15 protein-coding genes are annotated in these 13846 nt (G+C 68.2%); 10 read left to right on the top strand and 5 right to left on the bottom strand.

Annotation, left to right across the window (positions count from 1 at the left end; translation table 11 throughout):
* Positions 1-16 precede the first annotated feature (16 nt).
* The gene (locus tag ACZ6SF_RS11245; protein WP_466061925.1) at positions 17-760 is read right to left on the bottom strand and encodes a GntR family transcriptional regulator; all 744 of its coding nucleotides are present in this window, start codon (positions 758-760) and stop codon (positions 17-19) included.
* An 86-nt stretch (positions 761-846) separates the two neighbouring features.
* Between ACZ6SF_RS11245 and ACZ6SF_RS11250 the strand changes: the two genes are divergently transcribed.
* The 6 genes from ACZ6SF_RS11250 to ACZ6SF_RS11275 all read left to right on the top strand — a co-directional run bounded on the left by ACZ6SF_RS11250 (position 847) and on the right by ACZ6SF_RS11275 (position 7179).
* The gene (locus ACZ6SF_RS11250) at positions 847-1539 is read left to right on the top strand and encodes a phosphonatase-like hydrolase (protein WP_466061926.1); all 693 of its coding nucleotides are present in this window, start codon (positions 847-849) and stop codon (positions 1537-1539) included.
* Positions 1540-1571: 32 nt separating this feature from the next.
* Positions 1572-2534: a phosphate/phosphite/phosphonate ABC transporter substrate-binding protein gene (locus ACZ6SF_RS11255; RefSeq protein WP_466061927.1), complete on the top strand. Its 963-nt coding sequence runs from the start codon at positions 1572-1574 to the stop codon at positions 2532-2534.
* Between the two features lie 5 nt (positions 2535-2539).
* Positions 2540-3358: a phosphonate ABC transporter ATP-binding protein gene (gene phnC, locus ACZ6SF_RS11260; RefSeq protein ID WP_466061928.1), complete on the top strand. Its 819-nt coding sequence runs from the start codon at positions 2540-2542 to the stop codon at positions 3356-3358.
* Positions 3355-4947, top strand: coding sequence for a phosphonate ABC transporter, permease protein PhnE (gene phnE / locus ACZ6SF_RS11265; RefSeq protein ID WP_466061929.1), 1593 nt, complete (start codon positions 3355-3357; stop codon positions 4945-4947). The genes phnC and phnE overlap by 4 nt, the downstream gene beginning before the upstream one ends.
* Positions 4923-5936, top strand: a complete 1014-nt coding sequence (locus tag ACZ6SF_RS11270; RefSeq protein WP_466061930.1) for a zinc-binding dehydrogenase — start codon at positions 4923-4925, stop codon at positions 5934-5936. The genes phnE and ACZ6SF_RS11270 overlap by 25 nt, the downstream gene beginning before the upstream one ends.
* A gap of 208 nt (positions 5937-6144) precedes the next feature.
* Positions 6145-7179, top strand: coding sequence for an NUDIX hydrolase (locus ACZ6SF_RS11275; RefSeq protein WP_466061931.1), 1035 nt, complete (start codon positions 6145-6147; stop codon positions 7177-7179).
* Positions 7180-7213: 34 nt separating this feature from the next.
* On the opposite strand, the gene ACZ6SF_RS11280 is transcribed toward ACZ6SF_RS11275, so the two are convergent.
* Positions 7214-8851, bottom strand: coding sequence for a bifunctional metallophosphatase/5'-nucleotidase (locus ACZ6SF_RS11280; RefSeq protein WP_466061932.1), 1638 nt, complete (start codon positions 8849-8851; stop codon positions 7214-7216).
* A gap of 309 nt (positions 8852-9160) precedes the next feature.
* Here ACZ6SF_RS11280 and ACZ6SF_RS11285 point away from each other — a divergent pair, with 309 nt between their 5' ends.
* The 3 genes from ACZ6SF_RS11285 to ACZ6SF_RS11295 all read left to right on the top strand — a co-directional run bounded on the left by ACZ6SF_RS11285 (position 9161) and on the right by ACZ6SF_RS11295 (position 11194).
* The gene (locus tag ACZ6SF_RS11285; protein WP_466061933.1) at positions 9161-9715 is read left to right on the top strand and encodes a dihydrofolate reductase family protein; all 555 of its coding nucleotides are present in this window, start codon (positions 9161-9163) and stop codon (positions 9713-9715) included.
* A gap of 280 nt (positions 9716-9995) precedes the next feature.
* A complete protein-coding gene (locus tag ACZ6SF_RS11290) occupies positions 9996-10991 on the top strand; it encodes a helix-turn-helix domain-containing protein (protein ID WP_466061934.1) in 996 nt (331 codons plus the stop codon).
* Positions 10988-11194 (top strand): DUF397 domain-containing protein, encoded by a 207-nt coding sequence (locus tag ACZ6SF_RS11295; RefSeq protein ID WP_466061935.1) that lies wholly within the window; start codon positions 10988-10990, stop codon positions 11192-11194. Before ACZ6SF_RS11290 ends, ACZ6SF_RS11295 begins: the two co-directional genes overlap by 4 nt.
* A 60-nt stretch (positions 11195-11254) precedes the next feature.
* On the opposite strand, the gene ACZ6SF_RS11300 is transcribed toward ACZ6SF_RS11295, so the two are convergent.
* Together ACZ6SF_RS11300 and ACZ6SF_RS11305 are read right to left on the bottom strand one after the other, a co-directional pair.
* Entirely contained in the window at positions 11255-11629 is a 375-nt protein-coding gene (locus tag ACZ6SF_RS11300) for a YrdB family protein (protein ID WP_466061936.1), read from the bottom strand.
* A 102-nt stretch (positions 11630-11731) separates the two neighbouring features.
* Positions 11732-12145: a MarR family winged helix-turn-helix transcriptional regulator gene (locus tag ACZ6SF_RS11305; protein ID WP_466061937.1), complete on the bottom strand. Its 414-nt coding sequence runs from the start codon at positions 12143-12145 to the stop codon at positions 11732-11734.
* Positions 12146-12223: 78 nt separating this feature from the next.
* Here ACZ6SF_RS11305 and ACZ6SF_RS11310 point away from each other — a divergent pair, with 78 nt between their 5' ends.
* Complete coding sequence (locus ACZ6SF_RS11310; RefSeq protein WP_466061938.1) at positions 12224-12742, top strand: MarR family winged helix-turn-helix transcriptional regulator; 519 nt, start codon at positions 12224-12226, stop codon at positions 12740-12742.
* A gap of 47 nt (positions 12743-12789) precedes the next feature.
* On the opposite strand, the gene ACZ6SF_RS11315 is transcribed toward ACZ6SF_RS11310, so the two are convergent.
* A complete protein-coding gene (locus ACZ6SF_RS11315; RefSeq protein ID WP_466061939.1) occupies positions 12790-13548 on the bottom strand; it encodes an alpha/beta hydrolase family protein in 759 nt (252 codons plus the stop codon).
* Between the last annotated feature and the right edge of the window lie 298 nt (positions 13549-13846).

Here is a 13846-nt window from a genome sequence, read left to right on the forward strand (position 1 = left end):
TGGGCGCGTCATGCCCCTACTCCGCCGTGTGCGGGGAACTCCCGGTCTCGGGGTGCTGGATGGCGGTGAAGGTCATCCGGTCGCCGCGGTACAGCGACCGCCGGTGTTCGATCGGGACCCGGTCGGGGTCGTAGGAGACCCGGTTGAGCAAGAACATGGGCGTGCGGGTGTCCACGGTGAGCAGGGCGGCCTCGCGGGCGTCGGGGAGGGTGGTTTCGATACTGTCCACGGCCTCGGCGAAGGCGATACCGCGAGTGGCGATTTCGGCGTACAGGGAGTGGGTGTAGTCGAAGGTTTCGAGCAGGCCCGGGTAGCGGTAGGCGGGCAGGCGGGTGGTTTCCAGTCCCAGGCGGACACCGTCGGTGGTGAGTACCCGTTCGAGTTGCACGATCGGGTCGCCGGGTTGGATGGCGAGCATGCCGGCGAGATCGGCGTCGGCGCCGAATTGGGACCAGCCGACGAGGATTCGGGTGGCGCTGCGGCCCTCGGCGCGCGCGGCCTCGGTGTAGGAGCCCAGGGCCAGGGGCAGTACGAGTTTGGGCCCGGCGACCAGCGTGGTCTTGCCCTGTCGTTCGATGCGTCCGGCGACCAGCAGCTCGCGCAGGGCCTGGCGCACGGTTTCGCGGGCGACGTCGAAGCGCACGGCGAGATCGCGTTCGGAGGGTACGGGGGCGCCCTCCGTCAGCCCGTCGAGCAGTTTCTCGATTCGAGCCCGGACTATCTGATGTTTGAGAACCCGCGGTTCGGCCGTGGACGACACGGGCCAACCCTACCGTGACGCTGGTCTATACCAGCTGTTAACCAACAGTTCGCCCGACGTCCGATCCCTGGTATAGACCAGGGTGCATGCTCGAACCCGTGCAAGACATCAGCGATATCACCCTGGTTGTAATGGATATGGCCGGCACCACGGTGGCCGACGACGGCGCGGTGGTCCGCGCCTTCGACGCCGCCGCCACCGCGGTCGGCCTGCCCGAGAGCGGACCCGAGCGGGAGAACGCCCGGCAGTACGTGCTCGACACCATGGGACAGTCGAAGATCGCGGTGTTCACCCACCTGTTCGGCGAGCGGGCGGCCGAGGCCAACGCCGCGTTCGAATCCGCCTACGAACGGTTCGTCGACGAGGGCGGTGTCACGCCGATCCCCGGCGCCGAGAAGACCATCACCGAACTGCGTGCGGCCGGGATCAAGGTGGCGCTGACCACCGGGTTCAGCAAACAGACCCAGCAGCGGCTGCTCACCGCCCTCGGCTGGACCGATATCGCCGACCTCGTGCTGGCTCCCGCCGACGCCGGCCGCGGCCGCCCCTACCCCGACCTGGTGCTCACCGCGGTACTGCGCACCGAAACCGACGACCTGCGCCGCGTCGCGGTCGTCGGCGACACCTCCAGCGATATCCTCTCCGGCCTCCGCGCCGGGGCCGCCGTCGTGATCGGCACCCTCACCGGCGCCCACGACGAACCGGCGCTGCGCGAGGCCGGCGCCACCCGGGTCATCGACTCCGTCGCCGATCTGCCCGCCCTGCTCTTATCCGCCTGATCCGCTCCACCCCTTCTCCCTGAGGACGTTCCATGTTCTTCCGTCGTCGTCACGCCGCGGCCGCCGTACTCGCCGGCCTGGCTCTCACCCTCTCCGCCTGTTCCGGCTCCGGTGATTCCGACGCCCGCAACGACAAAGGCTTCCCCGAGAAACTGACACTGGCCGCCATCCCGGCGGAGAACTCCAGTGATCTGAAGGCCAGCTACGACCCGCTGATCGCGATGCTGGAGAAGGAGACCGGCTCCGATGTCGAATTCGTCCAGGCCTCCGATTACGCGGGCGTGGTCGAGGGGATGATCGCCGGGAACGTCGATCTGGCGTTCTTCGGCCCGTTCGCCTACGTGGTCGCGGGAGTCAACGGCGCCGACCTCACCCCGCTCGCCGCGGGTATCCAGGAGAAGGGCGGCAAGCCCGGCTACCAGTCCTACGGCCTCGCCAGAACCGATAACGCCGCGGTGAACGGTCTGCCGGATTTCAAGGGTAAGAAGGTGTGCTTCGTCGATCCGGGTTCGACCTCCGGATTCCTCTATCCCACCGCCGGATTGATCGAGTCGAAGGTCATCGCGTCGGGGTCGGAAGCCGATGTCTCGGCCGGGGTGCAGCCGATCTACGCGGGCGGCCACGACGCCTCCGCGCTGGCCATCGCCGCGGGTGACTGCGACGCCGGATTCGCCTTCGACACGATGGTCGACAAGACCCTGATCGAGAAGGGTGATCTGAAACCCGGTCAGCTGAAGACGGTCTGGAAGTCCGAGACCATCGCCGGATCGTTGTTCGCCGCGAACAACGATCTGGGCGCGGAGACCGTCGGCAAGCTGAAGACGATCTTCACCGAGAAGGCCAACGCCGACTACATGCTGGAACAGGGCTTCTGCACCGGCGACTGCCGGATCACCGACGAACGCATCTGGGGTGTCGCACCCGCCGAGGACACCGACTACAACGGCGTCCGGCATGTCTGTGAGGTCACCGGCTCCGAGAAGTGCAAGGGCTGAGTCCGATGCCTCCCGCGCCCCACCGGCCGACCGTCGCCGGAGACGACACCGTCCTCTCCGCGCGGTCGGTCACCAAGAAGTTCGGTGCCACCACCGCACTCGAGGATGTGTCGTTCGAGGTGCACCGCAGTGAGATGGTCGTGCTGCTCGGACTCTCCGGGTCCGGTAAATCGACGCTGCTGCGGTGCCTCAACGGACTGCACCCGGTCACGTCGGGGGAGATCGAGGTCGGCGGCACCCGCGTCGACCTCGCCTCCGGGGCGCGGTTGCGGGCCCTGCGCCGTGACGTCGGGTTCGTATTCCAGCAGTTCAACCTCGTCGGCCGGCTCAGCTGCCTGGAGAACGTCCTCATCGGCGGGCTCGGGCGGATCCGGTTGCCGCGCTACGGCGCGCTCACCTATCCCAAGGCGATGCGCGCCGAAGCGCTGGAACATCTCGACCGGGTCGGGCTGGCCGACCTGGCCGAACGCCGCGCCGACACCCTCTCCGGCGGTCAGCAGCAGCGGGTCGCCATCGCGCGCACGCTGATGCAGCGTCCCGCCGTACTGCTCGCCGACGAACCCGTGGCCTCATTGGACCCGGAGAACGCGGGCGTGGTGATGGACCTGCTGTTCCGGGTGTGCATCGAGGAGAAACTCACGGTGCTGTGCACCCTGCACCAGGTCGATCTGGCGATGGGCTGGGCCCACCGCCTGATCGGCCTGCGGGGTGGGCGCAAGGTTCTCGACCGTCCCGCCGTCGGGATGTCGCGGGACGAGGTCATGGAGGTCTATCAGCGGGTCGAACCGGCGACCGCCGGCGCCGACGCCACCGAGCCGCGATGAGCACGCTGCTCGCCTCGCATCGCGCGGCACCGAAACCGCCCGCGCCGCGGACATTCCGTACCGTCGCGCTGCGGGCCTGCGGCGCCGCCGCGGTCCTGGCGACCCTGGCCGCCGCCTGGTACATCGATTTCGCGCCCGCCACCCTGATCGACGGGCTCGACGAGATCGCGAACCTGCTGGAACGGATGCTGCCGCCGCGGCTCGACGATCCGGGCCGTATCTCGACGCTGGCCGTGGAAACCCTGCTCATGGCGATCCTCGGCACGGTGCTCGCGGCCGTGGCCTCGGTACCGCTGGCGTTCCTGGCCGCCCGCAACACCACACCGCATCCGGTGGTGTACAGCGTGGCCAGGGCGGTGATCACCTTCTGCCGGGCGATGCCGGATCTGCTGTTCGCCGCGTTGTTCGTGCGTGCGCTGGGGATCGGGGTACTGCCCGGAATCCTCGCGCTGGCCCTGCATTCCATCGGGATGCTCGGCAAACTGTTCGCCGACGCCATCGAGCAGACCGATCCCGGTCCGCGCGAGGCGGTGCGCGCCACCGGCGCCGGCTATTTCCGGGAGATGCTGAACGCGGTGGTCCCGCAGGTGGTCCCGGCCTGGATCGCCACCTTCGTCTACCGCATCGATATCAACCTCCGGATGTCGGTGGTGCTGGGATTCGTCGGCGCGGGCGGTATCGGGTTCGCCCTGCAGGACGCGCTACGCGGCCTGATCTATCCCCGCGCGCTCGGCATCGTGGCCGTGATCCTGGTGATCATCGCGGCGATGGAGGTGCTGACCATCGTCATCCGCCGCACCCTGCTCACCCCCTCGCAGGCCGGCCCGCGCCGGGACCGGTTCACCCGCTTCGCCTTCGGCACCCTGCTCGCCGCGAGCTGCCTGGCCTCCCTGGTGGTGCTCGATATCGACCTCGCGGCGCTGTTCACCTGGCCGTGGCCGTCGTTCGAGGTGTTCGGCCGGATGATTCCACCGAACTTCGAGGCCCTCGGCGCCGATCTGTTCGATGCCGCCCTGCAAACCGTCGCGATCGGCCTGGTGGCCACCGCGATCGGCATGGTGCTGTCGATACCGCTGGGCATCCTCGGCGCCGCGAACGTATCGCCCCATCCGGCGCTGTACTGGTTCGCCCGCGCCTGGATCCTGGTGGTGCGGGCGGTACCGGAACTGATCATCGCGGTGGTGTTCGTCGCCGCCCTCGGGCTCGGGCCGATCGCCGGAACCTGTGCGCTGGCCATCGGTTCCATCGGTTTCCTCGGCAAGCTCGTCGCCGACGGCGTGGAGGAGATCGACCCCGGCCCGCTCGAAGCGGTCCGCGCGGTCGGCGGCGGCTGGTGGAAAACCCTGTTCGCCGCCGTGATCCCGCAGGCCGTGCCGTCGATGATCGGATCGAGCCTGTATCTGCTCGACGTCAATATCCGCACCTCCACGGTGCTGGGCATCGTCGGCGCGGGCGGCGTCGGGTATCTGCTGTTCGAGGCCATTCGCACCCTGAACTTCGACGTCGCGGGCGCGATCGTGATCGTCGTCTTCGTCATCGTCTACACCATCGAAAGGTTGTCCGGATGGATACGCTCACTCGTCGTCTGACCCGCGCGGCGATCTGGTCGGGCGACGAGGTGCGGGTACGGGAGGTGGAACTCCCCGAACCCGGGCCCGGCCAACTGCTGGTCCGGATCGCGCTGGCCACCGTCTGCGGTAGTGACCTGCATACGGTCTCGGGGCGTCGGACCGCGGCGTGCCCGTCGATTCTCGGCCACGAGGCCGTGGGCCGGGTGGTGGCCGCCGGTCCCGGCGCCGAACGCGAGACGGGGGAGCGGATCGTCTGGTCGGTGACCTCGGCCTGCGGCCGGTGTGCTCGCTGCCGCCGCGGTTTCACCGCGAAATGCGAGCAGGTGCGCAAAGTGGGGCACGAAGCATTCACCGGGGACTGGCCGCTTTCCGGTGGCTACGCCGAACACATCCTGCTCCCGGCGGGCGTGACCACCGTTTCGGTACCCGACACGGTGCCCGACGCCGTCGCCGCGCCGGCCGGATGTGCCACCGCGACCGTGATGGCCGCCCTGGAAGCCGCTCGGGACCTGTCCGGTCGCCGGGTGCTGATCTGCGGCGCCGGCATGCTCGGTATCACCGCCGCGGCGGCCTGCGCCGAACAGGGCGCCCTGGTCGAGATCGCCGATCCGCATCCGGAACGGCTGGAACTGGCGGCCCGGTTCGGCGCGACGGCCGAAACCGGTGGTCCGGTCGATACCGCTTTCGATTTCTCCGGCTCGGCGGCCGCGGTGGCCACCGCGCTGTCGCGGCTCGACCTCGGCGGCACCCTGGTCCTCGCCGGTTCGGTGACCCCCGGCCCCGCCGTCGCCGTGGATCCCGAAGCGGTGGTCCGCGGCTGGCTCACGCTGACCGGCGTGCACAACTACGAGCCACGTCACCTCGTCCGCGCGGTGGATTTCCTCGCCGCGACCCTCGGCCGCCGTCCCTGGGACGACCTCGTCTCCGCCCCTGTCGGACTGGACGCACTCGATATCGCGCTCCGTCCCGCTCCCCGGAATATCCTGCGCACCTCCGTCGCTCCGTAACGCGGCCACTGCGCCGGCCGGGGATTCACCCGTCCGGCTGTGGACCGTCGGCGATACCGGCCTCCTCCGGGTTCCGGCGAGTAGCGTGGGGATCGTCCGCATGAGGTGTGGATTCGTTTTTCTGGTCCGGATATCCGGTCCCGCCGGGCGGTTCCGCCGGTGGTGGGCCGGGGCCGGCGCAGATCGACAGATACGGGTGGGAACTGCGATGACGGAAATAACTCTGACCGGCGATTCGCTGGAGCTCCCGGGTGGCGCCCGGGTCCGGTTCGTCCGGACGCTGCGACTGCCCGAGGAGGGCACCTATCCACTGCCGCCGGGTCTGGGATCCTTTCCGTTGCGGCGGGTCGCGGACTATCCGGATACCGTGCCCGCGCAGTGGCGGGAGCGCGGCGGCGTGATGCTGCCCGTGTACCAGCGGGAAGCGATGTGGCTGGGATTCACCGCGCCGGTGCCCGCGGCGTTGAAGGTCGGGGTCGGGAAGGTGTGCGCGGTCTCCGGCAAGCCCTGGTCCGACGAGCTCATCCGCGACCCGCAGAACTACGTGGCCCTGCCGAAACAGCCGTGGCTGGACGGTATCAACTCCGGTAACGGTACGGTCCGCCAGTTCGTCGCGCTGCCGCTCGGACTGGGCGCGACGGTCGAAGGCCAGGTCACCGGTACCGAACAGTGGGGTGGGGTGCAGCTGGCGGTGCACGGGCTGACCCCGGCGGCGCGCGAGGCCTGGGACCGGGAACAGGAAATCGCCCGGGCCCGCCGCGCCGAGGCCGCGCGACTCCGGGCGAACGCGCCGTCGCCGGCGGCATACGGCGCGGTACCGGTCGCCGGAGGGCTGCCCGAGCCGGGTGCGGCGCCCCGGCGTCCGGGCGCGTCGCCGATGGGTCTCGGTGCCGGTGGACGGATGCGTCAGCAGATCTTCGAGGACACCCGCCCGCTCGGTGACTACCGCGCCCAGGCCCACGGCCGGGTGTTCGTCCATCTGGCGTCGGCGGCCGAATGGCGGGAGATCACCGGCGAACCGGCGCCGCCCACCCCCGTGACCGCGGAAGCGTATGCCGCGCGAGGTCTGCCGTGGTTCGACTACTACGACGCCGATGCGGCCGATCTCCCGCCCGCTCCGGACCTGAGCGCCGTGCAGGCCAGCGGCAACTGGTTCCCGGAGTCCGGACCGGACGCCCCGCTGGAATCACCCCTGCCGACCTACCACCTGAACGACAAGCCGGTCCAGGACGGACAGTGGTGAATCCGTCGCGGCGGTGATCGCCGGCGGATACCGTTCACCGGCGTTCGACGCGCTCCTCCGGCGCCGCCACCGGTCCGCGATCGCGCAGATATGTTTCCAGCGCGTCCAGATCGGTGGGTCCGACCGCGGTATCGGTGCCGCGGGTGAAAACGGTGAAGCCGTCGCCGCCGGAAGCGAGGAAATTGTTGGTGCTCACCCTGTATCCCGCGACCTCGTTCACCGGCTGTCCCGCGATCCGTACCGACCCTTCGACGATCTTGTCTCCCGGAGACCCCGCGTCGTCGTAGGCGTAGGTCAGCCCCGCCACCGACAGGATCGCCGGTTTGCTGGTGTTGTCCCACTGCTGTTCCAGCAGGTCGAGGATCTGACGGCCGGTGAGGGTCAGCGTCACCACCTGATTCCCGAAGGGCTGGGTCTCGTAGATGTTTCCGTAGGTGATGGGTCCGGGATCGATATCGGCGCGCACACCACCGGGATTCATGAACGCCGCCACCGCCTGCGCCGAATCGCCGGTCACCTCGAGCATGGCATCGGCGATCACCGCGCCCAGCGGGGACTCACCGGTGGCGCTGCCGCGGGCCAGCGGGGCGGTCGCGGTGCCGACCACCCGCTCGGCCCGGGGTGCCGCCTGCCCGGCGTAGTAGTCGATCAGCGCGGTGATCGCGGGGTCGGGTTCGATATCCCTGGTGACCACCCGGTTCACCGCCTTCGCCGAAACCCGGCCGTCCTGGAAACGCAGCGTGATGTCGGAGATCAGGCGGCCGTAGGACGCGCTCTGGGTCACCACTTTCCCGCCGAACTCGCAGACATAGGGCTGATGGCTGTGCGCGGTGAGCAGGACCGCGACGGCCGGGTCGGTCCGCGCGGCGAGGTCGGGCACATCGGGGCTGATATCGGCGCACCCGTTGTAATCGGTGGTCTTCGCCGGAGTGCCCTGCGCGCCGCCGTCGTGCACCAGCGCGACCACGGTTTCCGCGCCCGCCTGTTTCATGGCGGGCACGTACTTGTTGATGGCCTCGGCCTGATCGCCGAAGGTGTAGCCGCGGATCCCCTCGGGGAACACCAGGTTCACGGTATCGGGAGTGACGGTGCCGACCACTCCGATCTTGTGCCCACCCACGTCGAGCATCGTCCACGGCCGTACCTCCGGCGGCACCGCACCGCGGCCGTCGGTGAGGTTCGCGGCCAGGAAGGCGAAATCCGCGCCGGTGAACGGTTCGCCCGGTACGCATCCGTCCGGTGCGCACCCGCCCTTGCTGAGCCGGGCCAGTTCCAGTACCCCGTGGTCGAGTTCGTGATTACCCACCGCCGATGCCGCGACCCCGGCGCGGTTCAGGAAGGAAATGGTCGGTTCGTCGTGGAACAGCGACGACACCAGCGGGCTCGCGCCGATATTGTCGCCCGCCGACAGGACCGCGCTGTCGGGATAGGCGGCCCGCAATCGTTGCAGGTGGGCGGAGAGATACGCGGCGCCACCGGCGGTGTATTCGCCGACCAGTCCGTTGCTCGCCTCGGGCGGTTCGAGATGACCGTGCAGATCGTTGAACCCGAACAGATGCACCTCGCCCGGTTCGGCGGCCGGCAGGTCGGCGGTGGAGACCAGTGGGATCGCGCCCGGCGGGGGAGCGGGTTCGCCGGACCCGGAGCATCCGGCGAGCAGAACGAGACCCATGACCAGAGCGCAGCCGGAAGCGGCTCTACGCACAACACCCATACCTCCCGACTCTGACAGCTCCGGACAGCCGGTGAGCGACCGTGCGGTGAATTTCTTCCGCCACACCGGGCGAACCGGAAGATACCGGTTGACCTGCGCCTACCCTTTCGACTGAGCGGCCCGGGAGGCCTGCCGGAAAGAAAATCCGGGAGCGGCCGATGAGTTTCGGTGCGCTGCCTCGTCCGAACATGCGGGTCGGCGGCCCGTAAATCCGAGACATCGGGCCGCCGTCCCCCTATCGGACGTACGACGCTGCCAGGAGGCGCCATGCGCACGCTCGCGATAACCCAGAACATCACCGTCGACGGCGCCATCGAGATGCTCGACGACTGGTTCGACCCGCAGGGGCAGGGCGACGATCAGGACCTGCTGGACGAAACGCACCGCCAGGACAGCGCCGCCGACGCCTTTCTCACCGGCCGCCGCACCTTCGAGGATCTGCGCGGCTACTGGCCCCAGCAGGCCGAGGACCCCACCGGTATCACCGAATACCTGAACACCGTGCGGAAATACGTAATCTCCTCCACTCTCACCGATCCGGGATGGCAGAACTCCACCGTCCTGTCCGGCGATCCGGTCGCCGAGGTGGCGGCACTGAAAGAGCAGGCGGGCAAGGACATCGTCGTTACCGGCAGCATCACGCTCTGCCACACCCTGATCGCGGCGGATCTGGTGGACGAGTTCCGCCTGTTCACCTACCCGGTCGTCCAGGGCCGCGGCCATCGGTTGTTCCCGGCCGGTCACAAGATCCCGGAACTCCGCCTCGTCGATACGAAAACCTTCCGCTCGGGAATCACCTACTCCTGCTACTCGGCCCGCTGACGCCGACGAGACCCGGCCGACCGCCCTGCGGGTGACGATTCGGCGTCGCCGCCTCGGCGGGGTGGCGACGTGCCCTACGTCAGGGTCGAAGTCGGGTTCTGCCCGTCGCGGCGGGGTCGCCGAGACGTGGTCGGACCTGTGCAATCACCTGGAGAATCCTCCAATTATGTTCGGGTACAAGGGTTTTGGATCGTTCCCGATGCTGCTAGGTTGAGATCGGATTCGGGGGCGGCATCCGGTGCGCATCAGCGAACCATCTGCCCGGGGGCGATGCGCCGGTATGCGCGCCGATGGCCGCATTTCAGGTAAACGCCCAGCATTTCTTCCACGGCAGCGCTCAGGCTCTACCCGTCGCGGGCGCATCCCGCCCGCCCGAAATGGGGAGGACTCCATGCAGGACACCGGATCGACACTGTCCCGACGCCAGCTCGGGCGTTATCTCATGGAATGGCGCACCCGCGCCGGACTGACTCTGACCACCGCCGCCGAACTACTCGAAACCAGCGTCAGCGGATTGCACCGGCTCGAACACGGGCGGACCGGGCGGGTCCGGACAGGCCAGATAGAAGCGGCCTGTGAACTGTACGGAGTGCCGGAGGAACTGACGGCCGCGTTCGTCGGGCTCGCCGGGCAGGCGGCGGTGCGGAGCTGGTGGCACGAATTCGGGGATCTGATTCCCCGGGACTTCGACGTCTATGTGGGATTGGAAGCCGCCGCGGTCGGTATTACGACATTTCAGCCCGAACTCATTCCCGGCCTGTTCCAGACCGGTGACTACGTTCGAGCGCTGAACCGCGCCGCTTTTCCCACAGCGAGCACCGAATTGCATGAGGCCTGGGTGGATCTGAAGCTGCGGCGACAGCAGGCGGTGACCCGGAAACGCCGCCCGTTGTCGGTTGTGGCGGTTGTCGGTGAGGCAGCCCTGCGGCGAGTGAACGGAAGCCGGAAGGTGATGGCGGTGCAGTTGCGGAAGCTGGCGGATATGTCCACGCTCCCGAATGTCGAAGTGCTCGTACTCCCATTCCAGGCGGGGTTTCCCGCAGGTCTGGCGGTGGGGCCCTGCGTCATTCTGGACTTCGGATCCACCGAGACGGGAGACCCTGTCGAGCCGCAGGTGGTCTTCATCGAGGGAAGCTCGGTCGGCAATCTGTATCTCGAGAAGCCGCAGGATGTCCGGAGCTACCATCAGACGTACGGCCGGATCCGCAGCCGATCGCTGGATACGGCGACCAGCAGGAACCTGCTACGGCAGGTAGCGAAGGAGTATCTGGCGTGACGGTCGACCCGGTTTCCGCACAGTGGTTCAAGAGCAGTTACAGCCAGGGTACGGGTGAATGCGTCGAGGTGGCCTTCCTCGCGCCCGATCTCGTGGGCGTGCGTGACTCGAAGTCGCCGGAGGCGGGTGTCCTGCACTTCGCCTCCGGCGACTGGGACGCATTCACCTCCGGAATCTCACACGGTCATCCGTCCTTCCGCTGAAGCGACAGCGCCCCGGAGCCATCGATTCGAACGGTTGGAAGGGATTCCCTGCGGCATTGCTCAGCCCCTCTGCTCGAGCCGGAGTTCGGTCACGGGGGTGAGATGCCCGATCCGGATCGCCAGCAGGTTGGCGACGAGAACAACGGCGAACACGACGGCGGCCGTGCGATAGTTCACGGCCCACAGCCCGGCCGCCGCACCGCCGAAAACCGTGATCTTGGTGGCGATCGCGAGCAGTGGCTGGTCGAAAACCGATTTCGGGGCGGCGAAAAGGGCCCAGGCGGTGATCGCGAGAACCGGTGCGCCGATCGCCAACGCGAGCTTGGCCGGAGTCGCGTCGGTGACCTTCCATCCCCACAGTGCCGGTGCGGCGAATGCGGCCAGCTCCAGCACGAACAACAGAGTGAGATTGCCCCACTTCCAGACTTCCCGCATGCCCGTTCCCGTCCGTGAACACTGCTCTCTATAGAGAGCAGTGTTCACGAAAAATCGTCAGCGGTCAAGCGCGGCCGGTGCGAACCGAGCGCGGGCAGGACTTCAGGGCATGGCGTCGACGAAGCGATCCAGCAACCGGGCGAACTCGGACCGTTCCCTCGCGGTCCACTCCGACATCGCCGAATCGAATGCCTCCCGGCGGGTGCGGTGTGCCCGGGTGAGGAGATCCCGTCCGCGCTCGGTGAGGGCCAATATCGAGCGCCGGCCGTCGGATTGATCGGCGATCCGGTGTGCGAAACCTTCGCTCACCGCCGCGGCGACCAGCTTGCTGGCGCGGGGTTGGTCCACCGCCAGTGCGGTGGCGACCGTCGACACGGTGGGTTCCGGCGCGGCCTCGATCGCGTCCAGGACATCGAAGGACTGCCGGGTGAGTTCACCGTCGCGCGCGAGGGCGCGGCGGGTCTGCCTGCGCCGTATCGCGACCATCGCCCGTTCCACCCGCTCGACATCGTCCATGCGGGCATGTTACTACTGACATATACATGTCATAAGACATGTATATTCACTAGGAATATATTCTCCGCAGGAGTCACGATGAGAACCTCCGCTCTGCTCGCCGGCCTCGCCGTCGCACTGCTCATGTCCCTGGCCGCGTGCGGCGGGTCCGCCGAGGCGCCGGGCCCTCCGGCCGACTCGGAGAACCGGCTCATCGGCTACCAGGTCAAACGACTCGATCAGCTCATCGAGGTGACCTTCGACCGATTGCTCGGCGAAGCCGGACTCTCACGGCGGCAGTGGCAGACGCTGAACACGATCGCCCGAGGACCCGTCGACGACGCCGGACTCACCGAGGCGCTGCGCCCGTTCTGGGAGGCCGGCGGCGAGAGCGTCGCCGATACCGTCACCGGCCTCACCGCCCGCGGCTGGATCGTCCGCGGCGCCGACGCGAACTACACGCTGACCGAGGCGGGCCGCACTGCCCACGCGACCGCGCGGGACTCGGTATCGCGGCTGCGGGAGCTGGCGGGCGAGGGGGTCGGTGAAGACGAATTCGCCCGGATGATGGATGTGCTGGAACGCATTATCGGCAATCTGGAACGCGCCACCGCCTGAACGGGAGTGCCGGCGTCCGGCGGGAACCGGACGCCGGCACGGTCGCGTCAGTCCGAAGCCGTGGCGGCTCCGCCGAGGTGGTGGGTGAAGAACCGGACCGAACCGTCGAGCTCGTATTCGGGTATCCGGTGGCGCCGGCCCGGGTGGGCGTGCAGCGTCTTCTCCTTCGAGGCGAGGGCGTCGAACAACGCGACGCCGGACGCGTTGTCGAAGTACTCGTCGTCCCAGGGAATCCGGTACTCGACCGGTACGGTCACCTTTCTCGCCGCCTCGATCAGGGCGTCGTCCACGAACACCGCGCCCAGGCTCAGGGCCGCGATCCTGGGGTCGGCCGCCGTCAGCATCAGGCCGGTGACGACACCCAGATTCATACCGCCGTAGCCGACCGGTGTTTCGGTGCCGATCTCGGGCAGTGACTGCAGGGCGTCCAGGGTCGTCTGCCATTCCGGCACCGCGCGCTCGGCCAGCGCTCTGTTGTACTCGACGACGATCGGTGCGATGGACTCGCCCGCCGCCCGCGCGGCGTGGATCTGCTCGCCCCGCTGCCGATCCTGATGGGTCCGCGGCCGGTCACCGTGTCCGGGCGCGTCGATGGCGGCGACGGTGAAACCGTAGGCGGTGACGCTGTGCAGCGCGTTGGCCACCAGCCCGGGCGCCTTCTTGTGCATACCGCCGGAGTGCCCGGACAGCAGCAGTGGCGCGCCGGCCTGCCCGGATTCCGGTGACCAGAGCACGCCGGTGATCTCGCCCAGGGTGAAGGTTCGTTCGATGACACCGTTCGACGATGTCTCGGAGGTGAAATGCATGGTGTTGCCTTTCGGGATCGCCTTGTCGGGCGCTCCCGGCGACACCTACATCGATCGCGGAACCGTGAACACGAGTGGGAGCACCCACATGATTGCTGTGTTCATGGGTCTCACCTCCTCGCGTGCTGTCACGGCTGCATCGAAGTTAGCAATCGCCGCGAAATTCCGTCCAGCCATTTTCCTGCTCGCAGGTCGTGGGGTCCGGGTGGATCCGGAAACGCCCGACAATCCGGTTTGCCCGGTTCGGCATGGTCGGGTGTGGGAATCGTTCCGGTTGCGCGCTGTAGGAGGTTATGGC

The organism is Nocardia sp. NPDC049935, from assembly GCF_055586645.1.

Bases quoted from the DNA above. Each gene is read 5' to 3' on its own strand.
- ACZ6SF_RS11280 (WP_466061932.1), bottom strand. From the start codon at position 8,851: ATGGGTCTCGTTCTGCTCGCCGGATGCTCCGGGTCCGGCGAACCCGCT.
- phnE (WP_466061929.1), top strand. From the start codon at position 3,355: ATGAGCACGCTGCTCGCCTCGCATCGCGCGGCACCGAAACCGCCCGCG.
- phnC (WP_466061928.1), top strand. From the start codon at position 2,540: ATGCCTCCCGCGCCCCACCGGCCGACCGTCGCCGGAGACGACACCGTC.
- ACZ6SF_RS11285 (WP_466061933.1), top strand. From the start codon at position 9,161: ATGCGCACGCTCGCGATAACCCAGAACATCACCGTCGACGGCGCCATC.
- ACZ6SF_RS11305 (WP_466061937.1), bottom strand. From the start codon at position 12,145: ATGGACGATGTCGAGCGGGTGGAACGGGCGATGGTCGCGATACGGCGC.
- ACZ6SF_RS11255 (WP_466061927.1), top strand. From the start codon at position 1,572: ATGTTCTTCCGTCGTCGTCACGCCGCGGCCGCCGTACTCGCCGGCCTG.
- ACZ6SF_RS11270 (WP_466061930.1), top strand. From the start codon at position 4,923: ATGGATACGCTCACTCGTCGTCTGACCCGCGCGGCGATCTGGTCGGGC.
- ACZ6SF_RS11250 (WP_466061926.1), top strand. From the start codon at position 847: ATGCTCGAACCCGTGCAAGACATCAGCGATATCACCCTGGTTGTAATG.
- ACZ6SF_RS11300 (WP_466061936.1), bottom strand. From the start codon at position 11,629: ATGCGGGAAGTCTGGAAGTGGGGCAATCTCACTCTGTTGTTCGTGCTG.
- ACZ6SF_RS11310 (WP_466061938.1), top strand. From the start codon at position 12,224: ATGAGAACCTCCGCTCTGCTCGCCGGCCTCGCCGTCGCACTGCTCATG.
- ACZ6SF_RS11290 (WP_466061934.1), top strand. From the start codon at position 9,996: ATGCGCGCCGATGGCCGCATTTCAGGTAAACGCCCAGCATTTCTTCCA.
- ACZ6SF_RS11315 (WP_466061939.1), bottom strand. From the start codon at position 13,548: ATGCATTTCACCTCCGAGACATCGTCGAACGGTGTCATCGAACGAACC.
- ACZ6SF_RS11275 (WP_466061931.1), top strand. From the start codon at position 6,145: ATGACGGAAATAACTCTGACCGGCGATTCGCTGGAGCTCCCGGGTGGC.